Here is a 23,404-nt window from a genome sequence, read left to right on the forward strand (position 1 = left end):
TCCCCATAAACGGGGCGAGGGGACGTGCCCCGCGAAAGGTTGGTGGGGACCGAGAGGTTGCGTCATATTCCCTTCGCCCCGCCTGCGGGGAGAAGGTGCCGGCAGGCGGATGAGGGGCAAACGTTGGCGATCCCTCCGACCGTCGGCCTCACGAATCGAGGCTGACGACCTTTCCCGGATTCATGATATCGGCGGGATCGAAGGCGCGCTTGATGCGGCGCATCAGCTCGATTTCGATCACAGGCCGGATCGCCGCCAGTTCGTCGCGCTTCAGCTGACCGATGCCGTGCTCGGCCGAGATCGAGCCGCCATGCGCAAGCACCCGTCCATGGACGATATGGTTCATCTCGTGCCAGCGGGCGATGAAGGCGTCCTTGTCGGCGCCGAGCGGCTGGGAAATATTGTAATGGATGTTGCCGTCCCCCATATGGCCGAAGGCGCAGATGCGGGCGCCCGGCATCGCCGCCATCACAGCTTCTTCGGCCTCGGCCATGAAATGCGGGATCTTCGATACGGGCACGGAAACATCGTGCTTGATCGAGCCGCCTTCCGGCTTTTGCGCATCCGACATGCTCTCGCGCATGTGCCAGAGCGCCTTCTGCTGCGCTACCGATGAGGCGATTGCCGCATCGAGCACCAGCCCGGCCTCGAAGCCCTGCTCCAGCACGCCATTCATCATCCGCTCCGCCGTCTCGGCCGAGTCCGACGTCGAAATGTCGATCAGCACATACCAGGGATAGGCGGTCTCCAGCGGATCGCGCACGCCGTCGATATGGCGGGTGGTGATCTCGACGCCGAAACGCGGCATCAGCTCGAAACCGGTGAGCGAGGCGCCGCAGAGACTGGAGGCGAGGTTGAACAGGGCAAGCGCGTCCGCCACCGAATTCAGGCCGGCGAAGGCCACCTGATGGCCGAGCGGCTGGGGAAAGAGCTTCAGCACCGCACCGGTGATGATGCCGAGCGTGCCCTCGGCGCCGATGAAGAGATCGCGCAGATCGTAGCCAGTATTGTCCTTCTTCAGCCGGCGTAAGCCGTCCCAGATCTCGCCGGTCGGCAACACCACTTCGAGGCCGAGGCAGAGCTGGCGCATGTTGCCATAGGCAAGCACGGCCGTGCCGCCGGCATTGGTGGAAAGGTTGCCGCCGATGCGGCAGGAGCCCTCCGAGCCGAGCGACAGCGGAAACAGCCGTCCATGCGCCTCGGCCGCCTTCTGCACCTCGGCAAGGATGGCGCCGCCATCGGCCACCAGCACGTTCGCCACCGGATCGACATCACGAATCCTGTTCATGCGCTCGAGCGACAGGATGATATCGCACTTGCCCTGACGCGGCGTCTGGCCGCCGACGAGGCCGGTATTGCCGGTTTGCGGCACGATCGCCGTTCCGGTCTCCGTCGCAAGCTTCATGATATCAGAGACTTCTTCGACCGAACCGGGTTTCAAGAGGAGAGGGGAGGAGCCGTGATAGAGCCCGCGGTTTTCGATCAGATGCGGTGCAAGATCTGCCTCGCTACGCAAGGCGTATTTTTCACCGACGATGGCCGCGAAGCGATCGAGGAGTTCGGTGGAAATGCTGGAATTGCTCATCGGCCTCGGTTCTCCATCGTGATGCACTGTCCTTCAGTCGCGGGGCGCGGCTGCCCGCTGCAGCCGGTCGTTGATCGCTTCGCCAAGCCCATCCTCGGGAATCGGCGAAAAGGCGATGCTCTGGGCGCCGCTGGCATCGGCCCGCTTCATATAGTCGAAAAGATTGGCCGCCGCCTCCGCCAGGTCGCCGCGCGGGCTGAGATCAAGGACGATCCGGGCACTGTCCGCACCGGAAACTTTAGCGCTCCCGAAGGCAATTAGTGCCTCGCCGGGTTCCACCGCCGTCGCATTGAGGCGCACGGAAGCGCCGGGCGCGTAATGCGAGGCGAGCATACCCGGCGCCTCGATGGCCGCCGATGGCGTTTTCGGCCGCAGCAGCGGCTGGCCCGCGACACGCTCGATCTCGCGCGCCGCAAGTCCCCCCGGGCGAAGCAGCCGCAGCCGGCCGCCCTCTGCTTTGACGATTGTCGATTCGACGCCGACAGCACTTGGGCCCGCATCGAGGATCAACGGGATCCGCGCCCCCAGATCGGCTTCGACATGGGCAGCACTCGTCGCACTGATCCGGCCCGAGGTATTGGCGCTCGGGGCTGCGAGCGGCCGTCCGAAGGCGCCGATCAACGCGCCCGCAAAGCCCTTCGGCACGCGGATGCCGACGGTGTCAAGCCCGGCGGTCGCCAGCGAATGGATCGGGCTTTCTGGCTTCAGCGGCAGCACCAGGGTCAGCGGGCCGGGCCAGAAGGCTCTGGCCAGCGCCCGTGAGACCGGGTCGAACTCGGCGTGCTCTTCGGCCATGGCGAGATCGGCCATGTGGCAGATCAGCGGGTTGAAGCGCGGCCGTCCCTTTGTCTCGTAGATGCGGGTGATGGCTGCGGGATTGGTGGCGTCGGCCGCAAGGCCGTAGACGGTCTCGGTCGGGATGGCGATGGCAAAGCCGTCGGCAAGAGCAGCTGAGGCGGCCTCGAGCGCTGCCTGCCTGTCTGCCGTGATGTCGATTATGCGTGCCATATCCTGCCCGTGTTGGTCCTGGCAGTCATTAGGCTTTCCGCCGCTCGCGATCAATCGCTTTAGAGCTGCCGGATGATTTCGCGCAGCTGTTCGTTGCGGGCGCCGAGCAAGAGGATGTTGCGGATCGCAGCCTGCGGATCATGGGTGCGGAAGAGCAGGCCGTTGCCGCGCACCGACCGGTCGATGGTCATCTTTTCCGCGGAGTTCTCGCCAGGTTTGATGGCGACGGCGAAATACATGCGGGAATAACCGACATCGATGCGCTCGAAGAAATTATCGTTGTCGCCGATGTCGGAATAGAAATTGGCGATGTAGAAGGCCCAGCTTACCTCTTCGTAATGCGCGAATTTCGTCCGCGCGGCGGTGACGTGGCAATAGCCGAGATGCGGGCTGTCCTCCAGCGTCCGGTGGAAGATCATCTTCGGAAATTGGATCGAGTGGTGAAAGCCGTTGATGTGCTGATGCGTCTTTTCGCCGGCAACCTGCAGCTTGCGGCCGGTCTTTGCGGCGACCTCGTCATGGGTGAAATAGCGCTTTTCCTCGGCCAGCCAGTGCCGCCGCTCGCGGGGAATGCGGCCGGTGCGCAAAAATTCGGAATGCGCGGCAATCAGCTGCGGCTCTTGCAGTTTACCTGCTTCTTTCGCGTCGAAATACCGGAGTTTGGCCATGGTTCGCATTCTTCGGTCGGTCTGAATCAACAGCAGGATAGGACGGTATGCTTAAGGCGATGTTAAAAATCGCCATGGCGGCAGGCGGGCTGAAGGCAAATGCCGGTAGATGTCGCAAACACGACTGACATCGATATCAGGCAGTCGACCTCTTTGCGCAACGGGTCTTTACGCCATGTCGCAATTGAGGATAATTGCCGGGAGAGTCGGGCGAGGTGATCGACCGGGATGGGCCGCTTCAAGCCTTGCCGCATCCTGTCGTCAATTTCGAAGCCGATGTCGCATTACAACCAAGCGGCAGCCATGCTCGGTGATTAAATGACGCCATGAACAATTCTCCCGAAGGAGAAGGAAGCGGGCGCGCTTCCGCCGGCCTTCTTGCCGGAAGGCGGCAGCCGGGTGCACGAGGACATGAAGATGGATATTCGCAGCAACGTTTTGCGTCAGCTCAAGAGCCGCCGTGAGGGCTTCAGCCTCGAACAGCCGTTCTATATCGACGAGGAATATTTCCAGCTCGACATGGAGATGATCTATTATCGCGACTGGCTGTTCATCGGCCATGATTGCGAACTGCCGAAGCCGGGCGCCTATTTCACCGTCCAGATCGGCAGCTATCCCGTCGTCATCGTCCGCGGCCGCGACAATATCATCCGCGCCTTCCACAACAGCTGTCGTCATCGCGGCTCGCGCGTCTGCACCAAGGAGCACGGCTCCTCCGTGCGTCTCGTCTGCCCCTACCATCAGTGGACCTATGATCTCGAAGGCAAGCTCGCCTTCGCCCGCCACATGGGCGATGATTTCGACAAATCAGGTTTCAACCTGAAGCCTGTCCACTGCGAAACCGTCGCAGGCTTTGTCTTCATCTGCCTTGCCAACACCGCTCCGGATTTCCAGACGGTGCGCGACAAGATCGAACCCTATGTCGCACCGCACCGGATCAGCGAGAGCAAGGTTGCTTTCCAAAGTACGATCGTCGAAAAGGGCAACTGGAAGCTTGTCTGGGAAAACAACCGCGAGTGCTATCATTGCGCCGCCAATCACCCCGAACTCTGCCGCACCTATCCCGAAGCGCCGAGCGTGACCGGCACGGATGGCGGCGCCGACGATCCCGAGATCGCCGGCCATTGGGCGCGCTGCGAGGCCGCCGGCCTGCCGAGCAAGTTCCAGATTTCGCCGGACGGTCAGTTCCGCACCGCCCGCATGCCGCTGATCGAGGATGCCGAAAGCTACACAATGTCGGGCAAGCGCGCCGTCAAGCGTCCGCTCTCCGACGATATCTCGATCGGCCATATCGGCACCATGCTGCTCTTCCACTACCCGACGACGTGGAACCACCTGCTCGGCGACCACGCCATCTCCTTCCGCGTGCTGCCGCTCAGCGCCAACGAGACCGCGGTGACGACTAAGTGGCTCGTCCACAAGGACGCCGTCGAAGGCGTGGATTACGATCTCGAGGAACTGACCCACGTCTGGACCGAGACCAACGATCAGGATCGCCGCATCGTCGAGGAAAACGCCTTCGGCATTCACTCGCCCGCCTATGAGCCCGGCCCCTATTCCACCCTGCATGAGGGCGGCGTCATGCAGTTCCTCGAATGGTATTCGAACTTCATGGTGAACCGTCTGCAGGGCGACCAGGCGAAAATTTCCGCCGTGGCCTGATCCATCGGCCCGGAACTGTTAGCGGTTCCGGGATCACGATATGCATGAACAGAGGACTGAGGTGCGTTCCGGGCGAGATCATCGAGGAAGGCCTCGCGGTTAATGCCCGGTTCAGATCGATTTCTTTAGACATACGAAAGCAGCCGGCCCCGGCCGCTTTCGGAACCATTCCGGCACGAAAGCGTTGCTGAGCAGGCGGTTATCGCTGTTGAATGGGAGAGAAGAATGTTCGGTTTGAGTAACAAGATCGCGACTGCAGTTCTGGCTGCGGCCGTGGTTCTGACAGGTTTCGTGCCGTCGCAGGCAATGCAGATGCCGACCGCCCCGCAGGTGGAAAAGTCCGCAGCCGTCGAGAACGTCCAATACCGCCGCTATTATCGCCCCGGTTACCGTCCGGGCGCCTATTACCGGCCAGGCTATCGTCCCGGCGCCTACTACCGGCCCGGCTATTACGGCGGCTATCGCGGATATTCCTATTACCGCCCGGGCTATCGCCATTATAACGGTTATTGGTATCCGCTCGCCGCCTTCGGCGCCGGTGCGGTCATCGGCGGCGCCATTGTCGCGCAGCCGCGTTACGTCGCGCCTGCGCCCAGCATGGGTTCGAGCCACGTTGCCTGGTGCGCCAACCGCTACCGGTCCTATCGCGCCTACGACAATACCTTCCAGCCCTATAACGGCCCACGCCAGCAGTGCTATTCGCCGTATTGATAAACGTGCTATCTCGAGAAACGTCTGCCCCTCACCCTAACCCTCTCCCCGTAAAAACGGGGAGAGGGGACGTGCCCTGCGAGAGGCGTGCGAGGAACGGAAAGGTTGCGGCATGTCCCCTTCACCCCGTTTACGGGGAGAAGGTGCCGGCAGGCGGATGAGGGGCAGGTGAGTTCGCCAGCCCTCCGATCGAGCCCGGGTCCATACCCCGGCAGTCACGCCCGCACGTGCACCCTCAAAGAATATCCACGCGCCTCAATAACCACCAGGCAAAGGCGATGGAGGCGACGATGAGGGCGACGGCGTATTCGGTGCCGTAGTCGCCGACGGCGAAGGGCAGGTTTGCCGTGTTCATGCCGAAGAAGCCAGTCACCAGTGTCGGCGGCAGCAGGAAGGCCGTCATGATCGACAGCAGATAGAGGTGACGGTTGGTTTCGGAGGATTGCTTCGAATCGATTTCTTCGTGCAGCAGGCGTGCTCGGTCCTGCAGCGCATAGATATCGTGGTCGACCGTTTCCAGCCGGCTCGTCAGCCGCCGCGCCACATCGTCGAAGCCGAAGGGCATCTCGTCGTCGTCGGCCGCCGCCGCCCGGCGCATCAGCGCCAGCACGGTGCGCAGATGGCGATGCAGCCTGACCACGGTTCGCCGCACCGGCGCCAGGCGCCGGCGCTCGTCGCGCTGCGCGCTGTCGTAGACGATATCCTCGATCTGGTTCAGCTCTTCGGTGAGTTCGATGACGACCGCGATCAGCGTGCGCTGGAATTCGATCACCAGCAGTTCGAAGAGATCGACCGGCCGGGAGAATTTGCCTGGATTCTTCTCGATCAGGGCGCGTGCCCGTTCGACGCTGCGCAGCGGCTGCAGCCTCGTGGTGATGATGAAGCGGTCGGACATGGCGAAATGCAGCCAGCCGAGATTGTTGGTATCCTGGGCGAAATCGCGCTGGCAATCGACGAGCGTGCCATAGAGCATCTGCTCGTCGACAGTGATGGTCGCATGCGTATCGCGCGTCGTCAGCGCCGATTTCGCGTCCTCCGTCAGCCCCTCCAGCGTATCGAGCAAGGCTGGCACGCGGGCGTCGACAAGGTTGAGGTGCAGCCAGTAGAAACAGTTGTCGGCGGTCAGTTCCGCCACCGTCGCACTATTGTTCAGTCGCACCGCGGTCTTTTCTTCGGGTGAGAAGCGATAGGCCCAGACGAAACCGGGTATGTTGACGGGCAACGTGTCCATTGTTCGCCGGTCCTTTGCGAAGGCGATGTCATTCCTTAGAGTGTCTCCATGACGTGCATTTGTGCAAGGGTGCAAGAGCAAAGCGTCACGTCATGCGACTTATCGCATGACGGCCGAGGAAATCGAAATTGACGTTTACGTAAAAATCAATTAGCCCTTGCCTCGGAGGGGCTTTGCCGCTGTGAGGCCGGTCTGCGGAGGAAAAACCATGTACAAAGCGCCCGTCGAGGAAATCGCGTTCACGTTGAAGCACGTAGCGGGCATGGGCGAGGCAATTTCCAAGGGGCTGCTCGGCGATCTCGGCGAAGATCTGGTCGATGCGATCCTTGCCGAGGCGGGACGTTTTGCCACAGAGGAAGTGGCGCCGCTGGCCGACATCGGTGATCGTCAGGGCGCTCGTCTGATGGATGGCGAGGTCCGGCTGCCGGATGGCTGGCGCGAGCTCTATCGCCATTGGATTGCCGGCGGCTGGAACGGCCTGACGGCGCCCGAAGCTTTCGGCGGCCAGGCCTTGCCGCATATGCTGAATGTCGCAGCACTCGAAATGTGGAATTCCGGTTCCATGGCCTTCGCGCTCGCCCCGACGCTGACGATGGGTGCCGTCGAGGCCGTCAGCACCCATGGCAGTGCTGCGCTGAAGGACAAATATCTGGAGAAGATGGTCTCCGGCGAATGGACCGGCACGATGAACCTGACCGAGCCGCATGCGGGCTCCGATCTCGGCGCCCTGAAAGCCCGCGCCGAGCGCCGCGACGACGGCAGCTACCGTCTGTTCGGCCAGAAGATCTTCATCACCTGGGGCGAACATGACGCGGCCGACAACATCATCCATCTGGTGCTGGCCCGTCTGCCGGATGCGCCGGCCGGCACACGCGGCATCTCGCTCTTTCTGGTGCCGAAGTTCCTGGTGAACGACGATGGTTCGCTTGGGGCTCGCAACGATCTCTTCTGCCACTCGCTGGAGCACAAGCTCGGCATCCATGGTTCGCCGACCTGCACGATGATCTACGGCGACGGAAAATTCGGCGGCGAAAAAGGCGCTGTGGGCTGGCTGGTCGGCGAGGTGAACAAGGGGCTCGCCTGCATGTTCACGATGATGAACAATGCCCGCCTCGCCGTCGGCATGCAGGGAGTGGCGATCGCCGAGGCCGCCACCCAGAAGGCGCTCGCCTATGCCAGGGAACGCACCCAGGGCAGGGCGCCGGGCTCAAGCGGCGCCGGCATGAGCCCGATCGTCGACCATCCCGATGTCGCCCGCATGCTCCTCACCATGAAGGCTCTGACGCAAGGGGCGCGCGCCATCTCCTATGCCTGCGCCCACGCGATCGACATGTCGCACCGGGCAGGCGACACCCGCCGCCACTGGCAGGAGCGCGCCGCCCTTTTGACGCCGATTGCCAAGTCCTTTTCGACCGATGCCGGCGTCGATGTCGCCTCGCTCGGCATTCAGGTGCATGGCGGCATGGGTTTTATCGAGGAGACGGGTGCGGCGCGTTATCTCCGCGATGCCCGCATTGCGCCGATCTACGAGGGCACCAACGGCATCCAGGCGATCGACCTCGTCACCCGGAAGCTGCCGCTCTCCGGCGGTGACCAAGTGAAGGGCTTCATCGCCGAGCTTAGAGAGATCGCCGATAGCGTCCGCCGCTCCAATCTCAATGGTTTCGGCGAGACCGCTGCCAGGCTCGAGGCTGCGATTGCCGATCTCGAGCAGGCGACCGCCTGGCTCATGAAGATGCTTGCCGACAACAGGGTTACCGAGGCGCTCTCGGGAGCGACGCCCTATCAGCGCCTGTTCGGGCTGGTGCTCACCGGCTGTTATCTCGCCAAGGGTGGTCTCGCCGAGGGAGCCGATGGGGCGGGCAAAAACCGCATCGCGCTCTGCCGCTTCGCCGCCGAAAACCTGATCGCCGAGACCGCAGCCCTTTGCGACCGGGTCGTCAATGGCGCGGCAAGCCTTGCCGCCGCCCGCATCCTGCTTGCCTGAGGAGACCTTATGACCGACCACATCATTGTCGACCAGCCTTCCGCTTACCCCGGCGTGCAGTCCATCCGCTTCAACCGGCCGGAAAAGAAGAACGCCATCACCCGTGCCATGTACCGCACCATGGCCGATGCGTTGACTGCGGCCAACACGAACCCCGACATCCGCGCCACCGCTTTCCTCGGCACAGAGGGCTGCTTCTCGGCCGGCAACGACCTGAACGATTTTCTTGCTGCCGCGATGGGCGGCCGCGGCCTGGAGCAGGAGATTCTCGATTTCCTCTATGCGCTGGTGAAGGCCGAAAAACCCGTCGTCTCCGGCGTCGACGGCCTTGCGGTCGGCATCGGCACGACGATCCATTTCCATTGCGACCTGACCATCGCCTCCAGCCGCAGCCAGTTCCGCACACCCTTCGTCGATCTGGCGCTGGTGCCGGAGGCCGGTTCCAGCCTCGTCGCGCCGCGCCTGATGGGCCACCAGCGCGCCTTCGCTATGCTTGCCGCCGGCGAAGCATTTTCGGCCGAGGAGGCGAGGGAAGCCGGCCTGGTCTGGAAGGTCGTCGACCCAGGCGAGGTCGATTCACTGACGCTTGGCCTCGCCGCAAAGCTCGCGGCCAAGCCGCCGGAGGCGCTGCGCATCGCCCGCGATCTCATTCGCGGCGATCGTGGCGAGATCATCGCCCGCATCGATGAAGAGGCCCGCTATTTCTCCGCGCGGCTGAAGAGCGCCGAAGCTCGGGCGGCCTTCGAAGCCTTCATGCGCCGCTGAGCGCCGATCTCGGTCGTTTCCGAGGAATCTATGGCAAGCAGACCGGTACCAACACCAGTCCGGGAGCAAACGGACACTGATCAGACCGCCGGCACATTGAATACCTCGCCGGCCCTGAGCGGCCGGAACCGTTCCGGGGGAATATCATGCTCGCTCATGGCGTCTTGCAACGCTCTTGCCGGCGCGTCGACCGCTTCATTCGTCAGTTGGAACGTGGCGAAGTGGTGTCCGGCCACATAGGCCGCATTTGCCAACTTCATCCCGGCCACCGCCTCCTGCGGATTCTGGTGTTGCCCTTTCATGAACCAGCGCGGCTCATAGGCGCCGAAGGGTAAAATGGCCAGGCGAAAGCCGCCATGCTTCTGCTGTGCCGCTTTGTAGTTGATGCCGTCGTGAAAGCCCGTATCTCCGACGTGATAAATCTTTCCGGCTGGAGTCGATAAAACGAACGACGCCCAGAGTGCCATCCGGCGATCGGCGGTTCCGCGAGCGGACCAATGGTGTGCAGGCTCGGCATCAATGCTTATTCCGGCGTGCGAAATCCGTTCGCCCCAGTCCATCGATGTCGTCTGTATATCGGGCACGGCACGGCGAATGATTGTGTCATTGCCGAGCGGCGTCACGACAAGTGGCCGATGCTTCGCACCCAACCGCCTGAGCGTTGCGATATCGAGATGATCATAATGATTGTGCGACACCAGCACGAGATCGATTGGCGGCAAATCATCGAATGCGATGCCCGGTTGGACGACGCGCTTGGGTCCGGCAAAGGCGAAGGGACTCGCGCGCTCTGACCATACCGGGTCGGTGAGGATATTGAGCCCAGCGACCTGCACGAGCATAGTCGCATGGCCGACCATGGTCACTCTTAGGTCCTCGCCGTCGACGCATGAATCCGGTTTGGCCGCCGCGTACGGACTTGCGACCGACCTCGGCCAGGGCTCACGGCCACCGCCGAATTGCCACCGCAACACATCGCGGAAACCAAGAGGTTCGATACCTTCGGGATTGAAGAAATGCGTGCCGTCGAAATGATCGGACACTGGACCCTTATAATAAGGGTTGCGTCTTTTGGCCTTACCATGGCCGGTGACTAGGGCAACGCTTCTGTTTCTGTCGATCATGTTTCACATTTCAACGTGTGGATCACTGTTGGCCAATTTGTTACTATCTTTTCGATATCGCGTCACTATCGAAAAGATACCGATAAAAGCCTATCGATTCCGCGATGCCTTTCCGCTGCGGCCTTATCTGTGGCGATGTGCGTGGAGCATTCTCGTCTTGCAGGATGCACATCGGGGCCTCATCCGGTTCTACCAATATAGGAAGAGCCGCGGCATCGTGACCACTATGGCGGGCTCGGAGATCCAACCCATTGCAACAGATGCCGTTTCAGGCACACAAGCCGGGACTCGGGCAATGCGACGCAGCTCGGATCGGGACACGAAAACCGGAAACCGACAAGGTAGCTCCAACGCTAGGAAGACGGTTCGGGCACCACACCGCCGGCACAGAGAGCAAAAACTTAGCCGACAGGCACGCCTATTTCTCCAGCGTCGCCACCACCTCGACATGCGAAGTCCAGAGGAACTGGTCGATCGGCGTCACGCCGGTAATGCGGTAGCCGCCCTCGACGAGGATCGCCAGATCGCGCGCCAGCGTCAGCGGATTGCAGCTGACGGCCACGATCTTCTTCACGCCTGAGCGGGCGAGCTCCTGGCACTGGAACTCGGCGCCGGCCCGCGGCGGATCGAAGACGACGGCGTCATAGGGCTTGAACTCCTGCGTCATCAAGGGGCGGCGGAAGAGATCGCGCTTTTCGACGGTGACCGGTTTCAGCCCCTGTGTGTTGCGGGCCGCATGATCGAGGGCTGCGAGCGCCTTTGCCTCGGCTTCGACGGCGTGCACACGGCCGATCCGCGCCAGCCGCAGCGAAAACGTGCCAGCGCCGGCAAAGAGATCGGCGATCCGCTTCGACTTGCCGACATGAGCAAGTACCAGTTCGGCCATCGCCTCTTCCGCGGGCTTGGTTGCCTGGGTGAAGCCGCCCGGCGGCGGTGAAACCTGGACGCCACCGAATTCGACCATCGGCTTCGACGGCTCGACGAGGATTTCGCCGTTCAGCGAAACACGGGCGATGCCGCGCAGGCTGAGCGCGGTCTCGATCGCCTTGCGCCGCTGCGGGTCGGAGAGTTTCTTCACCTCGTCGACTGATATGTCCAGGCCGGAAAGCGTTTCGAGCACGGCGACGCGGAAGGGTTCGGCGCTGGTCGCCAGCGATGCAGCAATCGCCCTGATCGCCGGCAGCCGGGCGATGATCCCTGCCGACGAGATCGGACATTCCTCGATCGCGACGATATGGTGGCTTTCGGCCTGGTTGAATCCAACAAGCATGTCCTTCTCGGTCTTGCGCGCCGCAAAGACGAGGCGCCGGCGCTCGCCCGGCCGAGCCGGAACGATCTCGCCGACCTCTGACGTCAGACCCTTCGATTTCAGCGCATCGATCACAAGCTGGCGCTTGAAGGCGCGGTAGGGCGCATCGGCCATATGCTGCAGTGTGCAGCCGCCGCAGGTGCCGTTGACGCCATCCGGGCCGAAATGCCGGCAAGGCGACTCCTGCCGGTTGGGCGAGGGCGTCGTGATCGACATGATCGTGCCCTGGCTCTTGACCCGGGCAATCGCCACCGTTTCGCCTGGCAGGGAAAAGGGCACGTAGACAGGCCCGCCGGCGCTGCTGGCGATGCCGTCGCCCTGGGCGCCGAGCTTCTCGATCTTGACGGTTTCGGTGCTCACGGTTTCAATCCTGCCAGAAGAAATTCCTGATTGCCATCGCCGCCGGAAATCGGGGAAGGGATGAGGCCGAGGCTTTTCCAGCCCATGTCCTCTGTGAACCAGCGCTCCAGTTCCGCCGCAACGGCGGGAGCGGACGAGGGGTCCTTCAGCATCCCGCCCTTGCCGATCGCCTCGCGCCCGGCCTCGAACTGCGGCTTGACCAGCAGCACGGCGATAGCGCCGGGTTCGGCGATCTCGAGAGCCGGCGCAAGCGCCAGCCTCAGCGTGATGAAGGAGACGTCTGAAACGATGAAGGTGGCGGGATGGCCGATATCCTCTGCGGTCAGATTGCGGGCGTTGAGGCCTTCCCTGTTGGTGACGCGCGGATCGCCTGAAATGCGCGGATGCATCTGCCCGTGGCCGACATCGATCGCGGTGACATGCGCAGCCCCGCGCTGCAGCAGCACCTCGGTGAAGCCGCCAGTGGAGGCCCCGACATCGAGACAGTGATGGCCGGCAGGATCGAGCCGGAAATGGTCGAGTGCGGCGGCAAGCTTCAGTGCGGCGCGCGAGACATAGTCCTGCGCCGGATCGTCGATCTCGATTGCCGCGTCTGCGCCAAACAGCGCGCCAGCTTTCGTCACCACTTGGCCGCCGATCTTGACGGTGCCGCGCTGCACGGCGTCGCGGGCGCGCGAGCGGCTGGCAAAGAGGCCGAGGGAGACGAGAAGTTGGTCGAGGCGTTGGGTGTTTTGATCTGACATCGGCTGTGCATGACCGGCAAAGCCGCCGGTTGCAAGCAATTTGTTCCCAAGACCGTCATTGACCCTCAAAAGCTTTCGGCGATAATCCTGCCGCGGCGACCGCGCCGCAGACACGGGGGTGTTCCATGCTGAAGCTCTTCACGCTGATTGCCGCGGCAGTGATCGCATCGCCCGCGCTTGCGAATGACACGATGGCCGAGGTCAAGACCGGCGGGCTGATCTTTGCCCAATCCGACGACGTCAGCATGGCTGAAGAGGATCTCTTCATCTCCGCTTCGGAAGTGCGCGTCGACTATATCTTTGAGAATAGTTCCGACAAGGATGTCGAAAGCCTGGTCGCCTTTCCGATGCCCGACATCACTGGCCAAGTCGACAACAATTCCGCCATCTCCGATTATGACAGCGACAATTTCCTGCATTTCTCCACCGTGCAGGACGGCAGGCCGATCACCGCCAAGCTGCAGCAGCGCGTCGTCTCGCTCGGCATCGACGTCACCGAGGAATTCGCCAAGCAGGGCATTCCGGTCCTTCCCTATAGCCAGAAGACGACCGAGGCGCTCGCCAAGCTTCCCGAAACCGTCCGCAAGGACTGGACCGCCCGCGGGCTCGTCTATCCCATGGCCGAGGGCGATGCCGATGGCGTCGCAAAGGTTGATCTCGTGCCGCTCTGGACGCTGCGCTCGACCTATTGGTGGCGTACCACTTTCCCGGCGAAGAAGAAGGTCAGCGTCCAGCATCGCTACAAACCGGCCGTCGGCGGCACCGTTGCCATCAGCTTTCTCGAAGGTGGCGAGCCGAAGGGCGAGCGTTTCGACGAATATTCGCGCAAATACTGCCTCGACGGAGATTTCGTCAAAGTTGCCCAGCAGCGTGCTCGGGAAGCCGAGGCCGGGGGCGCCAACTATACCGAAAGCTGGATCTCCTATGTGCTGTCGACCGGCGGCAACTGGGCGGGACCGATCAGGCGCTTCCAACTGACGATCGACAAGGGCAAGCCGGGCAGCCTCATCAGCTTCTGCGGCAGCAACGTTCGGAAGATCGGTCCGACGACCTTCCGGATGACATCACAGGATTTCGATCCCACAAAGGATTTCGACATCTTGATCCTCAATCCTCCGGAAACGGCACAATAATCCGCGCGCTCGGCCTCGGTTGCAGTGCACAAATTTAAACAAATTTAAGGCCTGCCCGGATAGGTTCGGCGTGATTGCGGCGGTTCGTCTGAACTGCTCGGCGCCATGAAGGCGCACGCGTTTCCACGCCGATCATGTTCTCAGTTTCAAACATCCCGGCGGTTGCGTCTCGCGCGACCTGCCTCTCGCCGCGTCGACTGTCGTCAGGAGAAATCACCGATGTCCGCCAAAAACATATCCTTGAACGGTAAACTTGCGGCCACGTTCGCAGCCCTCATTCTCATTTTCGTCGCCGTTTCCGCTTTCGTTTACTCCAAAGCGACGGCGTCCGCGGCCGCGTCTGCCGAGCAGGAAAAGTCCGAGCTGCTCGTCAATCAGATCGACGATGCGCTGCAGGCGATGCTCGAACAGGCCGTTAACCTGCGTGGCTTCATCCTCTTTCGCAGCGACAGCACCTATGGCGACGTCTTCGCCAACCGCGAGCGCATGCTGAAGGCGATTGCCGCCGCCAAACAGACGGCGGCCGGCGAGCCGCAGCTGGTCGAGATGATCGAGGGCATGCAGAAGGCCGCCGACCTCTATTTCCATGAACTCGCCGAGCCGCAGACCAAGGCGCGCAAGGAAACCGACATGCCGATCGAAGAGGTCGTCAAGATCGGCGTCAACGCCACCAAGGGCCAGCTCGACGGTTTCCGCCAGGCCTCGGCCAAGATCAAGGCCACCGCGCGTGAAAAGTCGGAAGCGCTTGCCGAGATCCGGGCTGATGCCAACAGCGATCTGAAGATCACGCTGCTTGCCGGCGGCATCCTCGCCTCGCTTGCCGCTGCTATGCTCGCCTGGCTGATGTCGCGCATCATCGTCCGCCCGGTCGTCGGCATGACGAGCGCCATGGATCGCCTCGCCGGCGGTCAGAACGACATCGAGGTTCCGGCGACCGACCGCGGCGACGAAATCGGCCGCATGGCCCAGTCGGTCCTGGTCTTCAAGCAGGCGGCGATCGAGAAGCTGCGCCTTGCCGGCGAGACCGACCGCATGCGCGACGACGCCGAGCGTCAGCGCCGGGCAGGTGATGAGCAGAAGGCGCGCGAGGAAGGCGAGATTCGCTATGCCATCGACGCTTTGGCGGGCGGCCTTGCCGAGCTTGCCAACGGCGATATGGCCGGCCGCCTCCAGACGCCGTTCGCCTCGCAATATGACAGCCTGCGCAATGACTTCAACCATGCCGTCGAAAAGCTGCAGGCGGCGCTGCAATCGGTCGGCCGCAACGCCTCGGCGATCAATGCCGGCGCCGGCGAAATCCGCTCGGCTGCCGACGATCTGGCCCACCGCACCGAGCAGCAGGCTGCCGCCGTCGAACAGACCGCCGCGGCACTCGAGGAAGTGACGACGACCGTTCGCGACAGCGCCAAGCGCGCCGAGGATGTCGGCAATCTCGTCGAGCGCGCCCGCCTCGGCGCCGAAAAGTCAGGCGAAGTCGTCCGCAAGGCCGTCTCCGCCATGCAGCAGATCGAGAAGTCCTCTGGCGAAATCTCCAACATCATCGGCGTCATCGACGACATCGCCTTCCAGACCAACCTATTGGCCTTGAACGCAGGCGTCGAAGCCGCCCGCGCCGGCGATGCCGGCAAGGGCTTTGCGGTCGTCGCCCAGGAAGTGCGCGAGCTTGCCCAGCGCTCGGCCAAGGCCGCCAAGGAGATCAAGGCGCTGATCACCACCTCGGGCGAACAAGTCGTTGCCGGCGTCGGCCTGGTCGGCGAAACCGGCAAGGCGCTGGAGGTCATCGTCTCCGAGGTGCAGGAGATCAACCACCACGTCAGCGCCATCGTCACCGCCACGCGCGAACAGTCGATCGGCCTGCAGGAGATCAACACTGCCGTCAACAACATGGACCAGGGCACGCAGCAGAACGCGGCCATGGTCGAGGAGCAGACTGCCGCCAGCCATGCGCTCGCTCAGGAGGCAAACGCTCTCGAAGAATTGCTGCGCCAGTTCAAGCTCGGCCAGCTGGCCCCGGCGCCGCGCGCAAGCGTTGCCGGCACCAACACCCGCCCGGTCGCCTCCCCGGCCCACGCCCTGACCCGCACCGTCGCCAAGGCTTTCGGCGGAAGGCAGGCGAGCGCTGCAGCGACCGTTCAGGAGGATTGGACGGAGTTCTGAGAGTGCGTCCTTCTTAGGAAGGGATGTTAAATGAATAGGGCGGTGCAGTGATGCGCCGCCTTTTTTATTGAGAGAACCTGCCGGGCAGCCCCCTCATCCGCCTGCCGGCACCTTCTCCCCGAGGGGAGAAGAGGGAATCGAGACGTCGCCGCATATCTCTTCTCCCCTCGGGGAGAAGGTGCCGGCAGGCGGATGAGGGGGCCACACGGCACGCCCTCACCAAAGCATTACCCCGCAACCCCAACCCCAACCGCCACGCCGCGCCCCAGCGCCCTGAACACCGTCGAGACGATGCCGGCGCGGTCGAGGCCGGCGTGGGCGTTCATGGCTTCGGGCTTGGCCTGCTCCATCCAGATGTCGGGCATGACGAGCGAGCGTAGCTTCAGGCCGTTGTCGAGCAGGCCCTCGGTGGCGAGGAAGTGCATCACATGGCTGCCGAAGCCGCCGATTGCGCCTTCTTCGACGGTGATCACCATCTCGTGGTGGCGGGCAAGCTGGCGGATCAGGTCGTGATCGAGCGGCTTGGCGAAACGCGCATCGGCGACCGTCGTCGAAAGCCCCGCGGCATCGAGATCCTCGGCGGCAAGCAGACAATCGGCAAGCCGCGTGCCGAAGGAGAGCAGCGCCACCTTGGTGCCTTCCTTGACGATGCGGCCCTTGCCGATCTGCAGGATTTCGCCGCGCGCCGGCATGTCGACGCCGACGCCTTCGCCGCGCGGATAACGGAACGAGATCGGCCCGCCATCATAGGCGACAGCCGTGCGCACCATGTGCTTGAGTTCGGCCTCATCGGCGGCTGCCATCACCACGAAGCCGGGCAGGGTGGTGAGGAACGTGGTGTCGAAGGAGCCGGCATGCGTCGGCCCGTCGGCGCCGACGAAGCCGGCACGGTCGATCGGAAAACGCACCGGCAGTCCCTGGATCGCCACGTCGTGCACGACCTGGTCGTAGGCGCGCTGCAGGAAGGTCGAATAAAGCGCTGCGAACGGCTTGTAGCCTTCTGCGGCCAGGCCGGCAGCGAAGGTCACGGCATGCTGTTCGGCAATACCGACGTCGAAACAGCGCGACGGAAAGGCCTCGGCGAGCTTGTCGAGGCCGGTACCGTTCGGCATGGCGGCGGTGATGCCGACGATCTTGTCGTCGAGGGCGGCTTCCTGCACCAGCGCTTCGGCAAAGACGCTGGTATAGCTCGGCGCATTCGGCTTGACCCTTGCCTGGGCACCGGTGATGACGTCGAACTTGTTGACGCCGTGATATTTGTCGGCCGCGGCTTCCGCCGGCGGATAGCCCTTGCCCTTCTGGGTGACGACATGGATCAGCACCGGTCCGCGCCCATTGTCGCGCACGTTGCGCAACACCGGCAGCAGGTGGTCGAAGGAATGCCCGTCGATCGGGCCGATATGATAGAAGCCCATCTCCTCGAACATCGTGCCGCCGGTGACATAGCCGCGCGCATGCTCGACGGCGCGGGTGATCGCCCGGTCGATGTTCTTGCCGAGATAGGCCGTCAGCTTCTTGCCGAGATCGCGGAAGCCCATATAGGTGCGTCCCGAGGCGAGGCGGGCGAGATAGGCGCTCATTGCGCCCGTCGGCGGCGCAATCGACATGTCGTTGTCGTTGAGGATGACGATGAGGCGCGCGTCCAGCGCCCCGGCATTGTTCAGCGCCTCATAGGCCATGCCGGCCGACATCGCCCCGTCGCCGATGACGGCGATGACGCGGCGGTCTGATTTGTCGAGGTCGGCGGCAATCGCCATGCCGAGGCCGGCCGAGATCGAGGTCGAGGAATGCGCGGCCCCGAAGGGATCATATTCGCTCTCCGCCCGGCGGGTGAAGCCGGACAGCCCGTCTTCCTGGCGCAGCGTCCGGATGCGGTCACGCCGGCCGGTGAGAATCTTGTGCGGATAACATTGATGGCCGACATCGAAGATCAGCCGGTCATCAGGCGTGTCGAAGACGCTGTGGATGGCGATCGTTAATTCAACGACGCCGAGACCGGCGCCGAGATGGCCGCCGGTGCGCGACACCGCATCGATCATTTCGTCCCGGACTTCGCGGGCAAGCTGCGGCAGGTCGCGATCCTCGAGCTTGCGCAGGTCGGCGGGATAGATGACCTGGTCGAGCAGGGGGGTCTTCGGCAGTTGTGTCACGGGCGGGCGCTCTTTCTTGCTTTTCCTTGTTCCGCTTTTATTCGATTAGATTGCGGCAAAACAAGTGCATTTCAGGAACCGAAGGTTTTCACCTTAGAGCATGATGCCGAAAAGTGTGAGCGGTTTTCGGCGGAGATCCAGCTCTATTTCTCGATCCCGATCCGGAGGATTCGGATCATTGGGATCCATTTAGCCTTCCGGCAAAGGCACGAATTCCTCTTCGTCACCGGGAACGATATCGAAGCGGCCGCTGCGCCATTCCTCCTTGGCCTGTTCGATCCGCTCCTTCGAGGAGGAGACGAAATTCCACCAGATATAACGTTTCGAATTGAGCGCCGCCCCGCCGAAGAGCATCAGGTGGCAGCCGTCGCGGCCGGCTTCCAGCGTGATCTGATCGCCCGGCCGGAAGACTAGCAACTGGTCGGCGGCAAAACGGTCGCCTGATATGACGACCTCGCCCGACAGCACATAGACGGCGCGCTCTTCGTGGCCTGCGCCGAAGGGAAATTTGGCGCCCGGCTGCAGGTCGAGATCGACATAGAGCGTGTCGGAGAAAACACCGACCGGCGATGTCATGCCTTCGAACGAGCCGACGACCACGCGCCCGCGCACGCCTGCCGTCTCTATCAGCGGCATGGCGGACTTTTCCGTATGGGCGAAGGCGGGATCGATCTCCTCCTTGTCGTCGGGCAGAGCCAGCCAAGTCTGCAGCCCCGACATCAGCAGCGGATGGCCACGCAGATTGTCGGGCGTGCGCTCGGAGTGCACGATGCCGCGGCCGGCCGTCATCAGGTTGATATCGCCGGGACGGATGACCTTTTCGGTGCCGAGGCTGTCGCGATGGCGGATCTCGCCGTCGAACAGATAGGTGACCGTCGACAGTCCGATATGCGGATGCGGCTTGACGTCGAGCGCCTCGTCGGGCTTCAGGATCGCCGGACCCATGCGGTCGAAGAAGATGAACGGCCCGACCAGCCGCCGCTGCCGGCTGGGCAGCGCGCGGCGCACCTGGAAACCACCGATATCGTTGGTGCGCGGGATGATCAGGTTCTCGATCGCGTCGCAGGCAAAGGCATCGCCGGGCAGGGGGTCTTTACCGGGAAAGAAGGACATGGGATCTCCGATCGCTACAGGGCCGCGCGTCATCGCCCACAAATAGCGCCTGGAGCGCCGCGCGTCCAATCGGATGCGCAAAGGACGCTCCAGCACTGGAAAGCGCGCCGCGCGTCCAATCAGACGCGCGAAAGGATGCCCCAGCACTGGAAAGTGCGCCGGACGATTGGCTCAGATCGCGGTAAAACCGTTGTCGACGAAGAGATGGGCGCCATTGACGAAGCTCGACTCGTCGCTGGCAAGATAAAGCGCGGCCCGCGCCACGTCTTCGGGCTCGCCGATCCGCCCCTGCTGCGCGGCAATGGCGGCATCCGAAACATCGACGCCGAGCGCTTGCAGGTCGGCCACCTCGCGCAGGCCGTGCGGCGTGCGGATGAAGCCGGGGCAGACGGCGTTGCAGCGGATGTTGCGGTCGCGGAATTCCACCGCGATGGCGCGGGCAAACATATGCACGGCACCCTTGGTCGTATCGTAAAGCACTTCCATCGGCGTGGCGGCGACCGCTGAGATCGACGAGGTGCAGACGATCGACCCGCCGCCGCTTTCAATCATCTTCGGCAGCACGGCCTTGGTCATCAGGAACATCGAGCGCACATTGACGGCGTGCAGCCAGTCCCATTCCTCGACGGTTGTTTCGAGAAAAGGTTTGATGACGATCGTGCCCGCGTGATTGAAGAGCACGGTGACTGCGCCGTAGCGTTCCTCGACACCGGCGACGGCGGCATTGACGGCGGCTTCGTCCGAGACATCGGCCGTCCAGCAATCGGCCTCGCCGCCGGAATCACGGATCGCCTCGACTGTCTCGGCTGCTGCTTGCCGATTGCGGTCGATGATCGCAACACGCGCGCCTTCCGCCGCAAAAAGCTTCGAGGCGGCACCGCCCATGCCGCTTGCGCCGCCCGAGATAATGGCGACCTTGCCCTTCAATCTGTCCGTCATTCCTATGTCCCCTCATTGCTTGGGAGAGGATCATAGATCGGTCCGAAGCCGATAGCCAAGCGTCTTCAAAAGGGAGTTTGCCGCCTCAGGCGCCGTCGAGCGGCTCGACGCCCTGCGGCTTGCCGGCGCGGTCGAGCCGGATCTTCTCGATGCGGTTCTCGGCGGCCGAAAGCAGCGTCTCGCAATGTTTCTTCAGCGCTTCGCCGCGCTCGTAGATTTCGATCGATTCATCCAGCGCCACATCGCCGCGTTCCAGCCGGGCGACGATGCTTTCGAGTTCGGCGACCGCCTTTTCGAAGGAAAGGCCTGATACCTCAGGCTTGGCGCTGTCTGTCATTCTCAACCCTTCATCATTCTCAAAATATGCATGCCCGCCGATTCGGCGAGTCCCTCGAGATCATAACCGCCTTCGAGCAGGCTGACGACCCGGTTCTTCGCGTGCCGGTCCGCCAGTTCGAGCACGCGCCCGGTCGCCCAATCGAAATCCTCGCCGGTCAGGTTGATCTGCGCCAGCGGGTCGCGGTGATGCGCGTCGAAGCCGGCGGAGATGATGATGAGATCCGGCCGGAAATCGTCAAGGGCGGGCAGCACGCGCGATTTGAACGCTTCGCGAAAATGGTCGCTGCCGACATTCGGCGAAAGCGGCGCATTGACGATGGTATTGTGCTTGCCCTTCTCATCCTTGGCGCCGGTGCCGGGATAGAGCGGCATCTGATGCGTCGAGCAGAACAGCACCGAAGGATCGTCCCAAAAGATATCCTGCGTGCCGTTGCCGTGATGCACGTCCCAGTCGACGATGGCGATGCGCTCGGCGCCATGCGTCTTCTGTGCGTGGCGGGCAGCGATCGCCGCATTGTTGAAAAAGCAGAAGCCCATCGCCGTCATCTTCTCGGCATGGTGCCCCGGCGGGCGGGCGGCGACGAAGACATTGTCGGCACGGCCGGTAAAGACGTCGTCGACCGCCGCCATCGCCCCGCCGATGCCGGTCAATGCCGCCTGCAGACTCTTGCTGCTGGCATAGGTATCGGCTTCGATCTGGTTGATCTCACCCTCTTCCTCGGGAATCTCCCGCATCACGGCGGTAAGATGCTCCTCCGGATGCGCCAGCAGCACCGCATCCTCATTCGCCTGCGGCGCCTGCCGGCGCTCCAGCCGCTCGAAATTCGGATGCTCCAGCGCGACATTGATGGCGCGGATCCTGTCCGATCGTTCCGGATGGCCAGCGGGGGTCACATGTTCCAGAAAGATCGGGTGTTCATAAAGACGGGTGCTCATGAAGACACTCTATCGGTCGCTTATGTCATGTGCCACAGCAGATGGGGCATCGCCCGACGATTTCAACAAGTGCTCTTGCCGCGCCGTCCGACCGTTCGCCTATCACAACTGTCTCGTTTGTGCCGTTCCCGTCGATCAGGGCCATTGCAACGGCCCCGCATCTTTCCGGTACGTGAAGGACGCTGTAACACTTTGAACTATTGCGTAATTTTATCCTTAAGCCAGTTCCGGTATAAGCTATTATGAAGTAGTGTTGCCATGGGAACTCTGTAAGGCAGATCTGTTGATGAGTCAGTCGAAACGTCCTGATGTGGCGGAAATACGCGTGCCGTTTCGCGATGTCGATATGACCGGCCGGATGTTTCTGGCCTCCTATATATCCTATGCAGAGTCCGTGCTCGCGAGCTTCTGGTCCTCACGGCCCGATGTCGACGACGAACCCGTCTATAGCCCCAGCAAGGTTTCCTGCTTTCTCCACCGCCCGCTGCACTACGACGAGCGGGCAACCTTCACCGCCACCGTCGACAAGATCGGCGTGCGCTCCATCGGCTTTCTCATTTCGATCGAGACGGGCGAGGAGCGCGCCGCCGAGGTGGAAATCATCTGGCAGGCCCACGCCCCCGAAGACGAATCGCCGGCTCCGTTGCCGGAGGAGACGCGCGACTGGCTTTATCGGTTTTTGAATTAAAGGATTCCAAAGGCAAAACGGTCCCCGTGAGCTGGGCGAGAACCAAAAGAAGGCATTTCAGTGCCTTTGAGAAACGGGAGCGGTCTTTCCGACAGCTGAATAGCCGGCCGGAGCCCAAGCCCGGCTATGCGATGACCGGCTCCGAAACGCTCTTTCGCGAACTCCACTCTTCCTTGGTCTGAGTCTTGACGTCGAATTGGTCGCGTGTCCTCGCGTAGGTATGGCCACCCATTCGTCCGACAGCGTCCATCAGTTGCTGGTCGATGTGCAGGTTTGCCGGATTGACCGCATCGCTTCTGACATAGACGCTGAGCACTTCGCCGAGGATGATTTCTCGCGCCGGGCCGACCTGCAGGGTGGTGTGGCGGCGGCATTCGAGTGCTGCGGGCGCGGCCAGGATGCGCGGGCTTCTGACCATCTGTCCCGGCGCCGTTGCCAATCCGGCTTCGGAGAGTTCGTCGACCTCGGGCCCGAACTTGATGGCGCAGATTTCCATCTGGTCGACAAGGGCATCATCGCAGATATGGACCGTGAATTCGCCGGTTTCGCGGATGTTGCGGGCGGTATCCTTGAAGCGCATGTCGGCATAATTCTCGACGCCGATGGCAACGATTGCAGGGTCGTGGGTCAGGACGTTGAAGAAGCTGAACGGGCCGGCATTCGGCAGGCCTTCCTTGCTCAGGGTGGTGACCAGCGCGATGGGGCGGGGAATGACCGTGCCGATGAGGATCTTGTAACGCTCGCGCTCGGTCAGCTTGGCGAAATCGAAATGCGTGTGTTGTTTATGATTGCTCAT

20 protein-coding genes are annotated in these 23,404 nt (G+C 62.7%); 7 read left to right on the top strand and 13 right to left on the bottom strand.

Annotated elements, in window-relative coordinates:
• Window positions 1-148: 148 nt before the first annotated feature.
• Genes N2A41_RS02995 through N2A41_RS03005 form a run of 3 tightly spaced genes read right to left on the bottom strand, consistent with a single transcriptional unit; the run spans window position 149 to window position 3,261 of the window.
• A complete protein-coding gene (locus N2A41_RS02995) occupies window positions 149-1,585 on the bottom strand; it encodes an FAD-binding oxidoreductase (RefSeq protein ID WP_260110231.1) in 1,437 nt (478 codons plus the stop codon).
• Window positions 1,586-1,618: 33 nt separating this feature from the next.
• On the bottom strand, window positions 1,619-2,593 hold the full coding sequence (locus N2A41_RS03000) for an L-threonylcarbamoyladenylate synthase (RefSeq protein WP_260110232.1): 975 nt from the start codon (window positions 2,591-2,593) through the stop codon (window positions 1,619-1,621).
• Between the two features lie 59 nt (window positions 2,594-2,652).
• Window positions 2,653-3,261, bottom strand: coding sequence for a DUF6656 family protein (locus tag N2A41_RS03005; RefSeq protein ID WP_017963056.1), 609 nt, complete (start codon window positions 3,259-3,261; stop codon window positions 2,653-2,655).
• 417 nt (window positions 3,262-3,678) lie between these two features.
• On the opposite strand from N2A41_RS03005, the gene N2A41_RS03010 reads away from it, so the two are divergent.
• Together N2A41_RS03010 and N2A41_RS03015 are read left to right on the top strand one after the other, a co-directional pair.
• Entirely contained in the window at window positions 3,679-4,923 is a 1,245-nt protein-coding gene (locus N2A41_RS03010; RefSeq protein ID WP_170282379.1) for an aromatic ring-hydroxylating oxygenase subunit alpha, read from the top strand.
• A 225-nt stretch (window positions 4,924-5,148) separates the two neighbouring features.
• Window positions 5,149-5,634 carry a BA14K family protein gene (locus tag N2A41_RS03015; protein WP_260110233.1) on the top strand — a complete coding sequence of 162 codons (486 nt, stop codon included), beginning with the start codon at window positions 5,149-5,151 and terminating at the stop codon, window positions 5,632-5,634.
• A 235-nt stretch (window positions 5,635-5,869) separates the two neighbouring features.
• On the opposite strand, the gene N2A41_RS03020 is transcribed toward N2A41_RS03015, so the two are convergent.
• Complete coding sequence (locus N2A41_RS03020) at window positions 5,870-6,865, bottom strand: transporter (RefSeq protein ID WP_260110234.1); 996 nt, start codon at window positions 6,863-6,865, stop codon at window positions 5,870-5,872.
• Between the two features lie 208 nt (window positions 6,866-7,073).
• On the opposite strand from N2A41_RS03020, the gene N2A41_RS03025 reads away from it, so the two are divergent.
• Together N2A41_RS03025 and N2A41_RS03030 are read left to right on the top strand one after the other, a co-directional pair.
• Window positions 7,074-8,852, top strand: coding sequence for an acyl-CoA dehydrogenase (locus N2A41_RS03025; protein WP_260110235.1), 1,779 nt, complete (start codon window positions 7,074-7,076; stop codon window positions 8,850-8,852).
• 9 nt (window positions 8,853-8,861) lie between these two features.
• A complete protein-coding gene (locus N2A41_RS03030; RefSeq protein ID WP_260110236.1) occupies window positions 8,862-9,617 on the top strand; it encodes a crotonase/enoyl-CoA hydratase family protein in 756 nt (251 codons plus the stop codon).
• Between the two features lie 80 nt (window positions 9,618-9,697).
• On the opposite strand, the gene N2A41_RS03035 is transcribed toward N2A41_RS03030, so the two are convergent.
• The 3 genes from N2A41_RS03035 to N2A41_RS03045 all read right to left on the bottom strand — a co-directional run bounded on the left by N2A41_RS03035 (window position 9,698) and on the right by N2A41_RS03045 (window position 13,153).
• Entirely contained in the window at window positions 9,698-10,741 is a 1,044-nt protein-coding gene (locus tag N2A41_RS03035; RefSeq protein WP_260110237.1) for an MBL fold metallo-hydrolase, read from the bottom strand.
• A 418-nt stretch (window positions 10,742-11,159) separates the two neighbouring features.
• The gene (locus N2A41_RS03040; RefSeq protein ID WP_260110238.1) at window positions 11,160-12,410 is read right to left on the bottom strand and encodes a class I SAM-dependent RNA methyltransferase; all 1,251 of its coding nucleotides are present in this window, start codon (window positions 12,408-12,410) and stop codon (window positions 11,160-11,162) included.
• On the bottom strand, window positions 12,407-13,153 hold the full coding sequence (locus tag N2A41_RS03045; protein WP_170258288.1) for a TlyA family RNA methyltransferase: 747 nt from the start codon (window positions 13,151-13,153) through the stop codon (window positions 12,407-12,409). The genes N2A41_RS03040 and N2A41_RS03045 overlap by 4 nt, the downstream gene beginning before the upstream one ends.
• A 125-nt stretch (window positions 13,154-13,278) precedes the next feature.
• Between N2A41_RS03045 and N2A41_RS03050 the strand changes: the two genes are divergently transcribed.
• Together N2A41_RS03050 and N2A41_RS03055 are read left to right on the top strand one after the other, a co-directional pair.
• Entirely contained in the window at window positions 13,279-14,286 is a 1,008-nt protein-coding gene (locus tag N2A41_RS03050) for a DUF4424 domain-containing protein (protein ID WP_260110239.1), read from the top strand.
• 219 nt (window positions 14,287-14,505) lie between these two features.
• Entirely contained in the window at window positions 14,506-16,443 is a 1,938-nt protein-coding gene (locus tag N2A41_RS03055) for a methyl-accepting chemotaxis protein (RefSeq protein ID WP_260110240.1), read from the top strand.
• A 227-nt stretch (window positions 16,444-16,670) separates the two neighbouring features.
• On the opposite strand, the gene dxs is transcribed toward N2A41_RS03055, so the two are convergent.
• From dxs to N2A41_RS03080, 5 genes are all read right to left on the bottom strand, one after another.
• A complete protein-coding gene (gene dxs, locus N2A41_RS03060; RefSeq protein WP_162118339.1) occupies window positions 16,671-18,593 on the bottom strand; it encodes a 1-deoxy-D-xylulose-5-phosphate synthase in 1,923 nt (640 codons plus the stop codon).
• 189 nt (window positions 18,594-18,782) lie between these two features.
• Window positions 18,783-19,706 carry a pirin family protein gene (locus N2A41_RS03065; protein WP_260110241.1) on the bottom strand — a complete coding sequence of 308 codons (924 nt, stop codon included), beginning with the start codon at window positions 19,704-19,706 and terminating at the stop codon, window positions 18,783-18,785.
• A 171-nt stretch (window positions 19,707-19,877) separates the two neighbouring features.
• Window positions 19,878-20,645 (bottom strand): SDR family NAD(P)-dependent oxidoreductase, encoded by a 768-nt coding sequence (locus N2A41_RS03070; RefSeq protein ID WP_260110242.1) that lies wholly within the window; start codon window positions 20,643-20,645, stop codon window positions 19,878-19,880.
• An 85-nt stretch (window positions 20,646-20,730) separates the two neighbouring features.
• Window positions 20,731-20,982 carry an exodeoxyribonuclease VII small subunit gene (locus N2A41_RS03075; RefSeq protein ID WP_003545921.1) on the bottom strand — a complete coding sequence of 84 codons (252 nt, stop codon included), beginning with the start codon at window positions 20,980-20,982 and terminating at the stop codon, window positions 20,731-20,733.
• Between the two features lie 2 nt (window positions 20,983-20,984).
• Window positions 20,985-21,920 (bottom strand): histone deacetylase family protein, encoded by a 936-nt coding sequence (locus N2A41_RS03080; RefSeq protein WP_017959231.1) that lies wholly within the window; start codon window positions 21,918-21,920, stop codon window positions 20,985-20,987.
• A 286-nt stretch (window positions 21,921-22,206) separates the two neighbouring features.
• Here N2A41_RS03080 and N2A41_RS03085 point away from each other — a divergent pair, with 286 nt between their 5' ends.
• Window positions 22,207-22,608 (top strand): acyl-CoA thioesterase, encoded by a 402-nt coding sequence (locus tag N2A41_RS03085; protein WP_162118336.1) that lies wholly within the window; start codon window positions 22,207-22,209, stop codon window positions 22,606-22,608.
• A 124-nt stretch (window positions 22,609-22,732) separates the two neighbouring features.
• Here N2A41_RS03085 and N2A41_RS03090 read toward each other — a convergent pair whose 3' ends face one another.
• Complete coding sequence (locus tag N2A41_RS03090; RefSeq protein ID WP_260110243.1) at window positions 22,733-23,404, bottom strand: flavin reductase family protein; 672 nt, start codon at window positions 23,402-23,404, stop codon at window positions 22,733-22,735.

Origin of the sequence: Rhizobium sp. SRDI969 (assembly GCF_025152725.1) — a bacterium.
Classification (GTDB): domain Bacteria; phylum Pseudomonadota; class Alphaproteobacteria; order Rhizobiales; family Rhizobiaceae; genus Rhizobium; species Rhizobium leguminosarum_I.